The following is a 14,032-nucleotide window of genomic DNA, read 5'->3' as shown; positions in this document are numbered from 1 at the left end:
ACTTTTTCCGGTATACCCTTCAAAACCCTTGCACTAATTTCTGTGTTTATCAGCCTCTAACCTTTGATATATCAAGGTTTTAGGTTTATTCAGCAAACCCTAAATAGAACATATTTTGAATATGAACCTCATACAAATAGTAGTCAAAGAATTCAAAGATACACTGGAGCGCCCGCAACGCTTAGGCAAATTATTTGATTATTCATCTCTCAAAAAATGGCTGAGATTTCAAGAGATTAGAGTTATTGCCAGGAATGACTGGAAAAACACGGGAAACATTTCTCAGAGAAATGTACCATCCTATGACCAGTATATCAAGCTTCAAAAATCTAAGCTTGAATACCTAGACCTATCTAGCCATGAAAAAAAATTTAGGACATCTTTAAGGCAAAGATTATCAGAGTTACATTCACAGGATTATATCAAACCCTCAAACCGTACAGCATTGTGTCTTGGTGCAAGATTAGGTGCTGAAGTTGCGGCCTTTCGAGATTTAGGCTATTTTGCCGTTGGCGTTGATTTAAATCCTGGTAACAACAATCCTTATGTCATGTACGGTGATTTCCACAAATTAGAATTTTCCGATAATTCTGTTGATGTAATCTATTCAAACTCCCTTGACCATTGTTATGAGTTGAAATTAATACTTTCAGAAATAAAAAGATTACTTAAAAATGATGGTTACTTGATCATTGAAGCCGACCCTGGGTCAAATGAAGGAATTAGTCCTGACTTGTGGGCAACAATGAGCTATGAGACTGTCGATTCTCTGAAGACTGAAATTGAAACATCAGGATTGATTCTGGTTCAAGCACTACCCTTTGAATACCCTCGCAACGGAACTCAGTTAGTATTTACGCGCTAATTATTGCATCTCTCATGTTTAAAAACAACCCATTGTTATACTATCTTACTTACTTAGTGGCTATTCAGCCAGCCTTGACACAAACAACTTCTTCTGAGTCAAAATGTTTGATTAAGTATGCCAAAAATAAAACTTGCCTGGTAGAAATCGGCATTTGGCATGGAGTTAATACCAGAAAACTTAGAGAAGTCATGAATACCCAGGGAACCATCTATGCAATTGACCCTTTTGAGACGGGTAAGTTGGGAATTTCTTGGCAAAAGCTGATTGCTCATTCTGAAGCATCTAAAACCCAAAATGGCAATATCATGTGGTTAGAAGAGTTTTCCCATAAAGCAATTGAGAAATTTAAGCAGATAGAGACTCAACCTATAGACTTCATGTTTATTGACGGCGATCATAGCTATGAAGGAATAAAAACCGACTGGATACTCTGGTCACCTTTAGTTAGATGTGGAGGAATAATTGCATTGCATGATAGCCGATCTTATGAAGGAAGAAACATCGATCACGTTGGTGCTGCCCAGTATACACAAAACGTTATTCTCAAAGATGAACGATATAGAGAAGTTGATCATTGTGACTCATTAACAGTCGTCCAGCGAGTTTCTTAGGTCAAAACGTTAATCGTTGAAAATCCCAACTATCAGGGTTCCCTGGGTAGGTATATTTGTTTATCCTGGTGTACTATTTGGCGGCGTTGCTTTAGCTTGGCGATATGTTTCCCATGTGATCTGGATATTACCCATAGGTTCCCTGGTGTTTATGGGATTACCATTTGCAGTAGCCTTACTAGGGGGATGGAGTTTAATTCCTCTAAGTATATTCGGTATTAGCGCCACTATCTTTGTTTACATATTATATTGTTCCCAACAAGACCGACCGGTGATGAAAACCCTACAACTGTCAGGGGCGGGAATGATTCTGGTTGTTGGCAATTCGCATCCTGGATTTCTCTTTGTCCAGTGAATCCTATAATTTTTCCCTTCCTGTATTTATAGTCATGATACCAGTAGGGCAAAGATGGTTGTACAAAGCTAGGGAAAGTAATCGCTGGTTGACAGTTGAACCTTTACCCCTAACATTGGCCGTGGTAGCAGTCCTAGCTTGTAGCGCTGCTAAGATTTCTTCAGGGGTGATACTAGCTTTATTTCTCATCCTCTGTGGGTTTATCCCGAAAATGTGGCCTCTAAATCAACAGAAGTGGCGATATCTAGGACTGTTACTAGCTTTAGGTATCGCTTTTTTTGTGGGATGTTTAGCCTTAGCCTTTAACTTTAGTGCTGGAAATCTGACTAACATCTTTTATCCTTTTCACTTTGCACGCACTTACACAAGTCAATTTATTTGGCAAAATATCGTATTTTTAGGGTTAATCATCCCATTCTACTGGTTGCAGAGGAATCAAGAAAAATTCCTGGGGCGATCGCAAGTGATCATCCTCACAGTGCTATTTTTAGCATCTCAACTACCAGGGGTTTTACTGGAAATCGGCGGGGGTTCAGCAAGTTATTTTGTGCAACCAGCGCTGTTAGTCACATTATTATTTACCTTGGCTGCTGTAGCTGACTATTGGTCAGTCAACCGCCAAACTGGTTTTCTGTTCATTGTAGATCCCCTAGACTATGAAACTAAACCTTTGTCACCTGTTATTAGTTGGGGACTGATAGGGTTAGTTTTAATTTTCTCATTGTGGAGTTCAACACCGGAAATTTCTAGCTACAAGGATAGGGGGTTAGGGTTTGCGAGTCAGTTAGTCATCACTCTAGATCAGTTTTCTCCTCAGTCAGATTCATTGACTGATCTAAGAGGATTAAGCAAACGCCAGCGTCAGTCACGGTTGTTACTCTTTCCTCCCAGTGTGAACTGGGAAATACTCAACACCAAAACCGAGTTAGGTTACATCCAAGGGGAACTTGCTAAATTAACTGAATCCAAGAAATTATCAACAGATGACAACTTAGCCATTCATATTTCACATGACTTTTCAGACTTTTGGCAACCCAGAGGCGCAAGAAATTGTTGGGATAAATCTTTTGTCATTCCGGCAATGACTGGATTACCCTTGGTGAATGGAGTCCGAGGTGAGAATAGTGACTGTGATTTAACTAAAAATTATGGTATGGCTGAATATAGTAAAGAGTCTTGGAATCGTCCACTTTCTCAGGAAGATATCTGTACTAAGTCCACTAAATTAGGGTTTAATCAGGTGTTGAATGTTTCTCAGTCACAAATTCAATTATACTCCTGTAATGGGTTCGACCAGAAGTAAATTATCTGTGGGATAGCTCCAGTCTAGAATTGCATTTACTCCAACCATCATCAAATGTCTCATATATCTGTTGTCATCCCTGTATATAAAGCAGAAAAAAGCCTTGATGTTCTCTATGAGAGGCTCAAGGTTTCTTTGTCTGAGATTACACAGGATTTTGAAATCATTTTAGTTGAGGATTGTGGGGGCGATCGCTCTTGGGATATTATTGTGGAGTTAAGTAAGACCGACCCACGGGTGAAAGGAATTCAATTTAGTCGCAATTTTGGCCAACATTATGGCATCACAGCAGGGTTAGATCATTGTGACGCTGACTGGGTAGTTGTTATGGATTGTGATTTGCAAGACAGACCAGAAGAAATTCCCCGACTGTATGCCAAAGCTCAACAGGGTTATGATGTTGTCTTAGCTCGCAGAGGTAAACGTAAAGATCCCCCCCTGAAGCGACTTACTTCATGGTTGTTTTATCAAATCTTCAATTACTTGACCGATTTACAATATGATGGACAAGTAGGTAATTTCCGCATTATCTCTCGTCAAGTTGTCGAGAATTTTTGTTTAATGCGGGAACAACTGAGATTTTTTGGTGGTTTGGTTGATTGGATGGGATTTCCCACCGCTAGTATTAACATTACCCATGACCAGCGTTTTGAGGGCAAAAGCACTTATACTTTCGCTAAACTCTGGAAACTAGCTAGTGAAACAATTATCGCTTATTCAGACAAGCCTCTACGCCTGTCTATTAAGTTAGGTTTTCTGATTTCCACTTTGTCATTTATCTATGGTATTTATATTGCCCTTAGGTTTGTGTTTTATGGTTCGCCTGTAACTGGTTGGAGTAGCCTGATTGTGTCTTTGTATTTTTTAGGTGGGATTATTATTTCTATTCTGGGAATACTAGGTATTTATTTAGGGAAGACTTTTGATCAGACAAAAAGAAGACCTTTGTATTTAGTCAGGAATAAAACTGATAGTGTAGATAAAACTTTAAATATCAGTTATGAACTAAAAAAATGTGATGAATATGTGTGAGGATATTGTATTTACTCCATGGGACTCTCGCGCTTTTGGAATCAAAACATTTGAAATACCCTATATATCTGAAAATGATCTAAGAAATACGCTAGAGAAAATTAAAAAGCAAAAATCTGAGGGACACTATACTATTAAAATTAACCCATTAGCCCCAAAGAAAACATTACATGAATTCGGTTTTTATTATTGTGATACCTTAATTGAACCTTATTGTACTTCTGAGAGGTTATTAACATATCAAAGAGAGGGTATAGACATTTGTGAACCATTAAATATAGAAGATATCAGTGAGATTGTTTATGGTGCATTTACTTATGATCGCTTTCATAGAGATTTCAATATCAATCAAAATCTTGCCGATCTAAGATATGATTTGTGGTTAAGAGACCTTTGGCAGTCCAAAAAAGTTTTTAGTTTAATGTTTTATGGTTCTGTAGTAGGTTTTTGGGCATATTCAGATAATAAAATTTTACTCCATGCTTTAAGTAAAGAGTATAGAGGAAAAGGACTATCCAAATATTTTTGGAGTGTTGCTTGTAAAAGATTATTAGAAAAAGGTTATCAAGAATTAACAAGTTCAATATCTATATCTAATGTTGCTGTTCTAAATCTCTATTTATCTTTAGGATTTAAGTTTAGAAACTCGGTAGATATATATCATCTACTTGTAGAATAATCAATTACATACAATTTTAAATAATACTCATGAATCATCTTTACATCCTCTTAAGCATCCTATTTACAGTCTACGGACAAATCATCATTAAATGGCAAGTGCAACTGGCGGGAGCATTTCCCCCAGACAACATAGCCAAACTACAATACATCATTAAACTACTACTCAACCCCTGGGTAATTAGTAGCTTTAACTTGTGCATTCCTAGCAGCAATTAGCTGGATGGCCGCCATGACTAAATTTGACCTCAGCTATGCTTACCCATTCATGAGTTTAGCCTTTGTCCTAGTCCTCTTCCTCAGCGCCATCTTCTTTAAAGAACCCGTGACTATTCCCAAATCCCTGGGGTTGGGATTAATTATCTTAGGTATTATCATTGGTAGCAAAGGGTAGTAAAAAATGGGCGTTGCATAATAGAGGGATGAATTGAGGGTTGATACGGTGCATTGTCCATACTGTGGGTCTACTGAGATTAGAAAAAATGGAAAACGCAGAGGTAAACAAAATCACATTTGCGTCAAATGTGGTCGTCAGTTTATAGATGTTTATAGTCCACCAAGAGGATACTCAAATGAAGTGAAACAAGATTGCTTAAAATCCTACGTCAATGGGATGGGATTTAGAGCCATAGAACGTACTCAAGGTGTTCATCATACAACTGTAATTTCTTGGGTTAAACAAATTGGTGAGAAATTGCCAGATGCACCACCAATTGAGGAAATACCAGAAGTAGGTGAATTAGATGAATTAGAGACTTTTATTGGCTCAAAAAAAACAAAATTTGGTTGTGGACAGCAGTAAATCACTTTAGTCAAGGGATTTTAGCTTGGGTTTTGGGAGACCACAGTGCGGAAACTTTTCAGCCTTTGTGGGATATTGTTAAACTCTGGCAATGCTATTTTTATGTCACTGATGGATGGAAAGTTTATCCTAGTTTCATTCAACCAGAAGACCATATTGTGAGTAAAACATATATGACTAGAGTTGAAGGAGAAAATACACGTTTACGTCATTATCTAGCACGTCTACATAGAAAGACATTATGTTATTCTAAATCCGTAGATATGCTTAAATATTCAGTTAGATTATTACTTCATTATTTGAAATATAATCAAATACCCGTGTTCAACTAATTCATCCCACACTTATGCAACGCCGTGACTGTGATTTAACTAAGGATTTTGGTATGAAGCACTATAGTTCAGAGTCTTGGAATCGTCCAATTTCTCAGGAAGATATCTGTACCAAGTCCACTAAATTAGGCTTTAATCAAGTGTTGAATATTACCCAGTCACAAATTCAACTATACTCTTGTAATGGGTTCGACCAGAACTAAATTCTCTGTGGGATAGCTCAAGTCTAGAATTGCATTTACTTCAACCATCATCAAATGAATCAATCAAATCTGATTAGTATAGTTATACCAGTGTATAAGTCTACGCAGAGCTTATATACCATCAGACAACAAGTAACTGATATTTTTAACAGTCTTAATTATCAGGTAGAAATTGTTTTTGTCAATGATAGTCCTTTTTTTAAACCCACCTGTGAAGTTTTGGAGGAACTCACACAACAATACCCTTCACTAGTTAGGGAAATCAGACTGAGAAAAAATAACGGGCAACAATTTGCTGTTTTAATTGGTATTAAGCAGGCACGGGGCAGGTTTATCATCACCATGGATGATGATCTTCAGCATTCAGTGGCAGAAATACCTAATTTAATATACGCCATGGAAAACAACCCTGATATAGATGCCTTTTTTGCAATCGCCCCTTATTCTAAAAAAAAGCATAGTCTGATCAGAAATTTGGGGAGTTGGATGATTTCCAAAATAGATGATATCACCCTAGACCGTCCCCAAGGACTAAGAAAATCTAGTTTTAGAATTTTAAAAGCAGATATTGTTAATTACATCACAAATTACTATACAGCATCCCCCACTGTTTCCAGATTAGTGATTCAAGCCACTAGGAATATTCAAAATATTCAAGTATCCCACCACAGTAGAAAGTTCGGTCGCAGCCATTACTCCTATGCTAAGTTAGTCGAATTAACTTTTAATGATATCGTTTATCATACTTCCTTACCTCTAGCATTTATTGGTGCAGTGGGTTTAATATCATTTATTTTTTCTGCCTTATTTATTGCTTATACCATAGGTATAAAATTGTTGCATGGGGTTTCTATTCCTGGGTATACCACCCAAGTGGTTTTAATCTCCTTTTTTGGTGGTATGACTTTGTTGGGAATTGGCATTATTGGTGAATATCTAGTTAGAATTACCAAAGAAATGTACAAGCCAAAACTAGAAGATTTAGTGCAAAACCATGATACATTGGATGAAAAGGTTGTTTTACCATCAGAACGTAACTAGAAATAACTTCATCAGTAGATGATACACAATTATTGAACAAGTAAACAGCTAACAAAAATTAAATTATAGGATGTATTAACAGTAATGCGCACAAGAGTACCAGATAATAAATTATCCTTATCTCAGTTTTTACCCAGCCAAAGAATTATTAAAGATGGCGATTTTTCCCACCTTAATAAACCCGATGCTGAAGATCAAGGAGCTTTAGTCTATTGTGAAAATGAAAAGTTTTTTCAGCAAGCCATCGAGAATCCTTGTGTCTCCGCCTTGATTACAACCAGGGTGTTTGCCGAAAAATGTCCTATTGGCTGTGTTGTTAGTGACACTCCCAGGTTAGAATATTATCGTCTTTATAATCATCTCCAAAGCCAAGGGCTGTTGTCGCCGGTGATGGAATTTGGTAGGGGGAATTTATGTCAAATACATCCCACTGCCGTTATTTCCCCTAAGTCATTTATTGATGATGGTGTAGTCATTGAACCCCATGTGATTATCGGTGATCATGTGGTTATTGGGGAAAAAACTTATATTGCAGCTGGTACGGTGATTGGTACAGATGGATTAATGGAACTTTGGGACACTGATGGCACTGCTTTGAGAGTACATCATGCGGGCAGTGTTGTCATTGGTAATCATACAAATATTTTAGCTAACTCAGTAGTTGTCCGTTCCGTGTTTCCAGAACCCACAACTATTGGTAATAATACTCATATAGGCATCATGACAAATATTGGACATGGTGCCTATGTTGGTAATCAATGTTTTATTGCTGGTAATTGTGTCATTGCGGGTGTGGCTCGTATTGAAGACGGAGTAAAAATCTGGGCTTCATCTAGCATTACTCATGGTTGCCATGTGGCTAAAAATGCTCAAATCATGATGGGCAGTGTTGTCATTAGTAATGTGAAGGAGGGAGAGGTTATTTCGGGCAACTTTGCCTACAATCACCGCCAACATACTACTAAATATTTAAAGGAAAGCAAAGGATGATCATTATACCGGATTTTGATATAGAAATTCCCTTCAAAGGCACACGCAATTATTTACATAGTTCAGATGTGTATAATGCTCTATGTAATGGGATTATGGAATTTACTGGTATTACTGATTTTCATCTAATGAGTAAAACTAAACTAGTATTTAGAGATTTTGCTCAACACCCCCTGCGCGCCGTGTTTCAGTCACATCATACTAGTGCCAAAGCGGTATTTAGCTTTGAAATTAATGATGTTAAATATAGATGTGAATTGATAGAAAGGGAAGCAGAAGTACAAAATCGGATTGTGTTTAACGAAGAAGCAATTATCACCGAATGTGTCTTTGATTTAGATCACAAAACAGTTGCTTTTGCTTCTATCCCAGATTTTCCCTACTCTCCCATAGAAATAGTTGTTGCCGCCAATAAAAGCTTACATATGCAGTATTTTTCTCAAAATCCTGGGAAATGGTTATTCACGGAAATTTTTACCGAAAAACCTCTAAAAGATATATATTTTGACACCATGAAAATTATGTTAAAAACCTGTTTAAGTACAAGGTTAACCAAAAGTGCTATCATTTTAGATAATACCGAGTGCGGTTATATTTGTTTTTCCCTTAGACCAAGTAACAGCTGATGCAATTAACAAACCTATGATTGGTATAGAAGAAGTTGCTTATTATATTCCGCCAAATAGATATAATAACTATAATTACCTGGAAAAATTTAGTTTAGATTCCTCTTTTATAGAAAATAAATTAGGAGTGAGACAGGTTGCTGTTGCCTCGCCATCAGAAACCACCTTTGATTTATGTACCCAGGCTTACACAGAGCTTTTAAAAAAAGTTACGATTAATAGTAATGAAATTGACTGCATCAGCGTTGTTACTCAAACTCCCGGAGAAAATATTCCTCATATTGCCGGGAAGATACACGGATATATCAACGCCCCTCCCACTTGTGCTTGCTTTGATATATCCTTGGGGTGTTCGGGTTATGTTTATGGGTTAACTATACTTAAAGCCCTGATGGAATCACAAGGATATAATAGGGGATTACTTTTCACCTGTGATCCTTATTCTAAAATCATTAACCCCGATGATAAAAATACATCTCTACTATTTGGTGATGCGGCTACTGTAACCTTATTATCCCACGAGCCAGTTTTGAGCATAGGAGTCAGTACAAATAACACTTTAGGCAAAGGTGCTCAGGAATTAAAAACTGAGAATGGTAATTTAGTCATGAATGGCAGGGCTGTTTATAATTTTTGTGTGCAAAACATTCCTCAAGATGTTAAAAAAGCATTAAGTTTAAATAGGGTTAACATAGAAGATATTGATATGTTTATTCTACACCAGGGGAGTAAATTTATTGTGGATTCCATCCGCCAGCGGTTAGGGATAGTGCCGGAAAAAGTCCCTTTCTTTGCCCATGAGTATGGGAATACAGTTTCTTCTTCCATACCCATCATCTTATCTGATTTGATCGATAAAAATCATGTGAAAAAAATCTTGATTAGTGGGTTTGGTGTAGGTTTGTCATGGGCTGCTAATGTGCTGATGCGTATATAATCTTAATCAAGTGATGTTTGAGGAGAATTTATGAGTTACTGTACTGCTCAGGATATTATCGAGATTGTTAGAGAGTTGGATTTAAGTACCATTAAACCAGAACAAGAAATCCTTACAGATGTGCCACTAAGTCAACAGGGTGTTGATTCTCTAGATAAGATGAATATCTTTATGTTATTGGAGGAAAAATACGAGATTAAAATACCTGATGAGGACTTTGATGATTTGAACACTTTTACAATGATTTCCGATTATATTAATCAAAAAATCCCCAATTCTTGATAGGTTTAAGGGATGAGCTAGCAATTTATGGTAAAAGTCCGTTAAGGCAGTCCAGGTATGGTATTAAGTCGGTAAATGTCTTGAACCATGATAATCTTAATTGTGAGGGCAAATGGCACCAAAGGTATTAAAGTTAAAGTTTTCAGTTGTTACTTTAGCCATTCTCCTCCAGCTGTCAGGAGCAATTACCGGCAAATATCTAGCTATCAGTTTAGCAAATTTACCTGTAGCTGGTTTTTGGGCTGCATTGTTAATTCTCTCATTTGCGGCTAGAATGAGATATTGGACTTGGGCTGGTAGGATTTATCAACTATCCTTTCTCTATCCTTTCATTAGCCTTTCTTATATTTTCTCTTTGATATTTGGTAAGATTTTGTTTCATGAGGAAATTACATGGAATAAGCTGGTGGGTTCAGTAATTATTGTTGCTGGTGTATTGGTGGTGAGCAAGTCTAAAAATCAAATGGAAATCAAGCCATGATAGTTTATTATGTGCTGGCAATTTGTTCTACTTTAATGGCTGCCGTCGGACAGGTTTATTTAAAACAATACAGCATCTGCGAGAAAGGTAAAGGTTTAAGGAAAATATTTCACTTTTATTTGATTTTAAGTGTAGTCTTCTTTTTATGTAGTACATTTTTATCTATTTATATACTCAAAAAGTTGAGTTTTACCATATTTTACACTCTCACAGCTTTAAATTTTGTTTTTATTGCTTTATTATCGGCTATAGTTTTAAAGGAAAAAGTCGATAAAACAAAAGCTATAGGAATAGTAATTATTGTTTTGGGGCTAGTAATTTTTAACTCATGAACCTATCGTACTAATGCCAGATTTATGATTTATGCTTGACTTTTGTCTGATCTAGTACTTACATTAAACACTACAGATAGTTTATTAGCCAGGCTTTTGTTTTATCTGTCTTGCCAAAAATTGATAATAAAAAAAATTGATAATAAATTAATATGCCCCAAATTACTCACGGAATTCGCTCAATTTTATCGCTCCCCTATTTCTACATATTGTTTAAAACAATAATTGGGTCACATCGATGCTCAACAACTATTGTAAAAAATTATATTAGGCCTAATAGTGGCGATCGCATGCTAGATATTGGTTGTGGGCCTGCTGATCTATTATCCTACTTACCCCAAGTGGAGTATATAGGATTTGATGCCAGTCCAAAGTATATTAGTCATGCCAAAAAGCGTTATGGCAATCGGGGAACCTTTATCTGTGAACTAGTCACATCTGACAAACTCACTCACATATAGGGAATATTTTGATATTGTTGTAGTGTTTGGAGTATTACATCATCTTGACGATATAGAAGCAGAAAAACTGTTTAAATTAGCTCACACTGCCTTGAAACCCGGAGGCCGATTAGTAGCTGTTGAGAACTGCTATACTGATAATCAATCCCCCATTGCCAGATGGATTATATCTAAAGACCGGGGACAAAATGTAAGGGATGAAAAAGGTTACTTAAATCTAGGGTATAATTTATTTCCCCCCCCACATACATCCTGTAACATCCGTCATGACTTATTACGGATACCCTATACTCATATCATTATAGAATCTATAAAACCTGATTAAACGGAAAAATCATATATTATTTTTAATAAACAATAATTTTCGATGAAAATCTGCCCCCAATGTCACCATCATTTTAACCAACCTCACTGGGATTGTCCCGCCTGCGGTTACACACCCCCAATATTAGATGGACACCAGAGCTTTGCACCGCAACTCGCAGCGGCCAGCGAAGGATTTGAGGCCTCAGCCTTCCCCATACTAGCAAAACTAGAAGCCAAAAACTTCTGGTTTCGCGCCCGCAACCGCTTAATCATTTACGCCATTAAACATTACTTCCCCCACGCTCAAACCTTCCTAGAAATTGGCTGCGGAACTGGCTTTGTCCTTCAGGGAATTGAAAAACACCTCCCCCACCTCATCACCTGCGGTAGTGAAATATTTACTACCGGCTTACAATTTGCCACAGACCGCCTGTGTAAAACTACACTTTTTCAAATGGATGCTCGTAATATCCCCTTTGCGGAGGAATTTGATATTATTGGAGCTTTCGACGTTCTGGAACACATCGAACAAGATGAGGATGTACTTACACAAATGTATCGAGCTATTCCAAATAGGGGGGGTATAATACTGACTGTTCCCCAACATCCCTGGTTATGGAGTCAAGCTGATACCTACGCTCACCACGTCCGGCGCTATATCAAACAAGATTTAATCACCAAGTTACAGCAAACAGGATTTAAAGTAGTAAAAGTTACCTCTTTTGTTTCTCTTCTCTTACCCTTAATGCTACTTTCTCGACTCAATCAGCGCTCATCAACAAATTATGACCCCACTAGTGAGTTAAAAATTAGTGGCACCTTAAATTACCTCTTAGAGAAAATTTTAGATGTAGAACGGTGGTTGATTAAACTAGGTTTTTCCTTTCCCTGGGGCGGCTCTTTGTTAGTAATTGCCTACAAACAATAACCCATGAATAAAATACCTTTTAACAAACCTTACATGACCGGTAAAGAGCTATGGTATATCAGCCAAGCTCACCACGCCGGGCAACTCGCCGGGGATGGTAATTATACCAAAAAATGCCATCAATGGCTAGAAAACCATACCCACTCCCATAAAGCCCTCCTGACTCACTCCTGCACCGCTGCCCTAGAAATGTCAGCTATTTTAGCTGATTTGGAACCAGGAGACGAGGTAATTATGCCCAGTTATACCTTCGTTTCCACCGCCAACGCTTTTGTTCTCAGGGGAGCTATTCCCGTATTTGTAGATATCCGCCCCGACACCCTCAATTTAGATGAAAACCTAGTAGAAACAGCTATTACACACCGCACCCGCGCCATTGTCCCCGTCCATTATGCCGGGGTTGGTTGTGAAATGGATACCTTGCAACAAATTGCCACCAAACATCAACTATTGTTAATTGAAGATGCAGCCCAGGGACTGATGTCATCCTATAAAGGAAAACCCCTTGGTAGTTTTGGTGACTTAGCTTGCTTTAGTTTCCATGAAACCAAAAATATTATCGCCGGTGAAGGCGGTGCTTTAATTATCAATAATCCCCAATTCACAGAATCAGCGGAAATCATTCGGGAAAAAGGCACTAACCGTAGTCAATTTTTCCGGGGACAGGTAGATAAGTATACCTGGATAGAAAAAGGCTCTAGTTACTTACCAGGAGAATTAATTGCCGCTTTCCTCTATGCACAACTTGAAGAAGCACAACAAATTATTACCAACCGCCTCAAAGTATGGGATTATTATCATCAACTGCTAGAACCTGTAGAAAAATCCGGTAAATTACGCCGTCCTATCATTCCCCCTGACTGTCAGCACAATGGACATATGTATTATATCCTGCTAGAGGATTTACAAACCCGTACCCAGCTAATTAACTACCTCAAAGAACAAGGTATTAATGCAGTATTTCACTATGTTCCCTTACATAGCTCTCCTGCTGGTAAGCATTATGGACGGGTGAACGGGAAGATGGATCATACTAACCTTCTGTCTGATTGTTTATTACGCTTACCCATGTTCCCAGAGTTGACAACTTCACAGATAGAAATAATTGTCGGGGCTGTTAAGAGTTTTTAAGAAGATGAGTTGATAGTTATCCACACGGGGAAGCCAGGGAATAAATTAAGCGTCTAAAAGCTCAAGTCGGTTGAAAACCGACTAGTACAGCTTGGCGCAAGTAAACCCATCATTAAAGTTGGTGAAAAATCTGTGATTTGAAACACTTGTGAAAGGTAGGCGTATTTATGCCGAGAGGTACTAGGAAGAGGGGTCAGGATTTTCGTTTGATTTGTTAATTTAATTTATTAATTTAATTATGGCTTTATGGCACTTATATAATCATACTCTTTTTCAAGAATCAAATAATAGTCCTATACAGAGTAAACAGCATTCTATCTGGAGTTAAATAAG

Annotated in this window: 20 protein-coding genes; all 20 read left to right on the top strand. The window is 37.5% G+C overall.

Annotated elements, in window-relative coordinates:
- Nucleotides 1-121: 121 nt before the first annotated feature.
- The 20 genes from H6F47_RS12350 (at nt 122) to rffA (ending at nt 13,699) form a co-directional block, all read left to right on the top strand.
- A complete protein-coding gene (locus H6F47_RS12350; protein WP_190649413.1) occupies nt 122-865 on the top strand; it encodes a class I SAM-dependent methyltransferase in 744 nt (247 codons plus the stop codon).
- Between the two features lie 32 nt (nt 866-897).
- Complete coding sequence (locus H6F47_RS12345) at nt 898-1,479, top strand: class I SAM-dependent methyltransferase (protein ID WP_190649411.1); 582 nt, start codon at nt 898-900, stop codon at nt 1,477-1,479.
- Between the two features lie 16 nt (nt 1,480-1,495).
- Nucleotides 1,496-1,834 (top strand): hypothetical protein, encoded by a 339-nt coding sequence (locus H6F47_RS12340; RefSeq protein WP_190649409.1) that lies wholly within the window; start codon nt 1,496-1,498, stop codon nt 1,832-1,834.
- 34 nt (nt 1,835-1,868) lie between these two features.
- Nucleotides 1,869-3,137: a hypothetical protein gene (locus tag H6F47_RS12335; RefSeq protein ID WP_190649407.1), complete on the top strand. Its 1,269-nt coding sequence runs from the start codon at nt 1,869-1,871 to the stop codon at nt 3,135-3,137.
- A 54-nt stretch (nt 3,138-3,191) separates the two neighbouring features.
- A complete protein-coding gene (locus H6F47_RS12330) occupies nt 3,192-4,169 on the top strand; it encodes a glycosyltransferase family 2 protein (RefSeq protein WP_190649405.1) in 978 nt (325 codons plus the stop codon).
- Nucleotides 4,156-4,848 (top strand): GNAT family N-acetyltransferase, encoded by a 693-nt coding sequence (locus tag H6F47_RS12325; RefSeq protein WP_190346225.1) that lies wholly within the window; start codon nt 4,156-4,158, stop codon nt 4,846-4,848. The genes H6F47_RS12330 and H6F47_RS12325 overlap by 14 nt, the downstream gene beginning before the upstream one ends.
- A 29-nt stretch (nt 4,849-4,877) precedes the next feature.
- On the top strand, nt 4,878-5,066 hold the full coding sequence (locus tag H6F47_RS27335; RefSeq protein WP_199291154.1) for a hypothetical protein: 189 nt from the start codon (nt 4,878-4,880) through the stop codon (nt 5,064-5,066).
- A gap of 13 nt (nt 5,067-5,079) precedes the next feature.
- Complete coding sequence (locus H6F47_RS27330; protein ID WP_242027385.1) at nt 5,080-5,241, top strand: EamA family transporter; 162 nt, start codon at nt 5,080-5,082, stop codon at nt 5,239-5,241.
- Between the two features lie 48 nt (nt 5,242-5,289).
- Nucleotides 5,290-5,981 (top strand): IS1 family transposase gene (locus H6F47_RS12315; protein WP_187041598.1). Its coding sequence is split into 2 segments (ribosomal slippage): nt 5,290-5,625 and nt 5,628-5,981, totalling 690 coding nucleotides; the frame shifts between segments, so codons are not numbered across the junction.
- Nucleotides 5,982-5,995: 14 nt separating this feature from the next.
- Nucleotides 5,996-6,184: a hypothetical protein gene (locus tag H6F47_RS12310; RefSeq protein WP_190649401.1), complete on the top strand. Its 189-nt coding sequence runs from the start codon at nt 5,996-5,998 to the stop codon at nt 6,182-6,184.
- 54 nt (nt 6,185-6,238) lie between these two features.
- The gene (locus H6F47_RS12305) at nt 6,239-7,225 is read left to right on the top strand and encodes a glycosyltransferase (RefSeq protein ID WP_190649399.1); all 987 of its coding nucleotides are present in this window, start codon (nt 6,239-6,241) and stop codon (nt 7,223-7,225) included.
- An 84-nt stretch (nt 7,226-7,309) separates the two neighbouring features.
- Nucleotides 7,310-8,215, top strand: a complete 906-nt coding sequence (locus H6F47_RS12300; RefSeq protein WP_190649397.1) for a hypothetical protein — start codon at nt 7,310-7,312, stop codon at nt 8,213-8,215.
- Nucleotides 8,212-8,841 carry a hypothetical protein gene (locus H6F47_RS12295; RefSeq protein ID WP_190649395.1) on the top strand — a complete coding sequence of 210 codons (630 nt, stop codon included), beginning with the start codon at nt 8,212-8,214 and terminating at the stop codon, nt 8,839-8,841. Before H6F47_RS12300 ends, H6F47_RS12295 begins: the two co-directional genes overlap by 4 nt.
- Before the next feature lie 16 nt (nt 8,842-8,857).
- On the top strand, nt 8,858-9,778 hold the full coding sequence (locus tag H6F47_RS12290) for a ketoacyl-ACP synthase III (RefSeq protein WP_190649393.1): 921 nt from the start codon (nt 8,858-8,860) through the stop codon (nt 9,776-9,778).
- A gap of 30 nt (nt 9,779-9,808) precedes the next feature.
- Nucleotides 9,809-10,060 (top strand): phosphopantetheine-binding protein, encoded by a 252-nt coding sequence (locus tag H6F47_RS12285; protein WP_190649391.1) that lies wholly within the window; start codon nt 9,809-9,811, stop codon nt 10,058-10,060.
- Between the two features lie 112 nt (nt 10,061-10,172).
- On the top strand, nt 10,173-10,541 hold the full coding sequence (locus H6F47_RS12280) for an EamA family transporter (protein ID WP_190649389.1): 369 nt from the start codon (nt 10,173-10,175) through the stop codon (nt 10,539-10,541).
- The gene (locus tag H6F47_RS12275; RefSeq protein WP_190649387.1) at nt 10,538-10,873 is read left to right on the top strand and encodes an EamA family transporter; all 336 of its coding nucleotides are present in this window, start codon (nt 10,538-10,540) and stop codon (nt 10,871-10,873) included. The genes H6F47_RS12280 and H6F47_RS12275 overlap by 4 nt, the downstream gene beginning before the upstream one ends.
- A gap of 438 nt (nt 10,874-11,311) precedes the next feature.
- Complete coding sequence (locus H6F47_RS12270; RefSeq protein WP_242027386.1) at nt 11,312-11,659, top strand: class I SAM-dependent methyltransferase; 348 nt, start codon at nt 11,312-11,314, stop codon at nt 11,657-11,659.
- A gap of 42 nt (nt 11,660-11,701) precedes the next feature.
- Nucleotides 11,702-12,568 (top strand): class I SAM-dependent methyltransferase, encoded by an 867-nt coding sequence (locus H6F47_RS12265; protein ID WP_190649383.1) that lies wholly within the window; start codon nt 11,702-11,704, stop codon nt 12,566-12,568.
- Nucleotides 12,569-12,571: 3 nt separating this feature from the next.
- Nucleotides 12,572-13,699, top strand: a complete 1,128-nt coding sequence (gene rffA / locus H6F47_RS12260; protein WP_190649381.1) for a dTDP-4-amino-4,6-dideoxygalactose transaminase — start codon at nt 12,572-12,574, stop codon at nt 13,697-13,699.
- Nucleotides 13,700-14,032 lie beyond the last annotated feature (333 nt).

The organism is Sphaerospermopsis sp. FACHB-1094 (assembly GCF_014696195.1).
Classification (GTDB): domain Bacteria; phylum Cyanobacteriota; class Cyanobacteriia; order Cyanobacteriales; family Nostocaceae; genus Sphaerospermopsis; species Sphaerospermopsis kisseleviana.
The sequence above is the reverse complement of the archived record's forward strand: the minus strand, read 5'-3'. Positions and strand labels throughout refer to the sequence as shown.

What these genes read in the sequence shown, in the direction of transcription:
- H6F47_RS12350 (WP_190649413.1), top strand. Translation starts at nt 122, where the DNA reads ATGAACCTCATACAAATAGTAGTCAAAGAATTCAAAGATACACTGGAG.
- H6F47_RS12335 (WP_190649407.1), top strand. Translation starts at nt 1,869, where the DNA reads ATGATACCAGTAGGGCAAAGATGGTTGTACAAAGCTAGGGAAAGTAAT.
- H6F47_RS12330 (WP_190649405.1), top strand. Translation starts at nt 3,192, where the DNA reads ATGTCTCATATATCTGTTGTCATCCCTGTATATAAAGCAGAAAAAAGC.
- H6F47_RS12325 (WP_190346225.1), top strand. Translation starts at nt 4,156, where the DNA reads ATGAATATGTGTGAGGATATTGTATTTACTCCATGGGACTCTCGCGCT.
- H6F47_RS27335 (WP_199291154.1), top strand. Translation starts at nt 4,878, where the DNA reads ATGAATCATCTTTACATCCTCTTAAGCATCCTATTTACAGTCTACGGA.
- H6F47_RS27330 (WP_242027385.1), top strand. Translation starts at nt 5,080, where the DNA reads ATGACTAAATTTGACCTCAGCTATGCTTACCCATTCATGAGTTTAGCC.
- H6F47_RS12310 (WP_190649401.1), top strand. Translation starts at nt 5,996, where the DNA reads ATGCAACGCCGTGACTGTGATTTAACTAAGGATTTTGGTATGAAGCAC.
- H6F47_RS12305 (WP_190649399.1), top strand. Translation starts at nt 6,239, where the DNA reads ATGAATCAATCAAATCTGATTAGTATAGTTATACCAGTGTATAAGTCT.
- H6F47_RS12300 (WP_190649397.1), top strand. Translation starts at nt 7,310, where the DNA reads ATGCGCACAAGAGTACCAGATAATAAATTATCCTTATCTCAGTTTTTA.
- H6F47_RS12295 (WP_190649395.1), top strand. Translation starts at nt 8,212, where the DNA reads ATGATCATTATACCGGATTTTGATATAGAAATTCCCTTCAAAGGCACA.
- H6F47_RS12290 (WP_190649393.1), top strand. Translation starts at nt 8,858, where the DNA reads ATGATTGGTATAGAAGAAGTTGCTTATTATATTCCGCCAAATAGATAT.
- H6F47_RS12285 (WP_190649391.1), top strand. Translation starts at nt 9,809, where the DNA reads ATGAGTTACTGTACTGCTCAGGATATTATCGAGATTGTTAGAGAGTTG.
- H6F47_RS12280 (WP_190649389.1), top strand. Translation starts at nt 10,173, where the DNA reads ATGGCACCAAAGGTATTAAAGTTAAAGTTTTCAGTTGTTACTTTAGCC.
- H6F47_RS12275 (WP_190649387.1), top strand. Translation starts at nt 10,538, where the DNA reads ATGATAGTTTATTATGTGCTGGCAATTTGTTCTACTTTAATGGCTGCC.
- H6F47_RS12265 (WP_190649383.1), top strand. Translation starts at nt 11,702, where the DNA reads ATGAAAATCTGCCCCCAATGTCACCATCATTTTAACCAACCTCACTGG.
- rffA (WP_190649381.1), top strand. Translation starts at nt 12,572, where the DNA reads ATGAATAAAATACCTTTTAACAAACCTTACATGACCGGTAAAGAGCTA.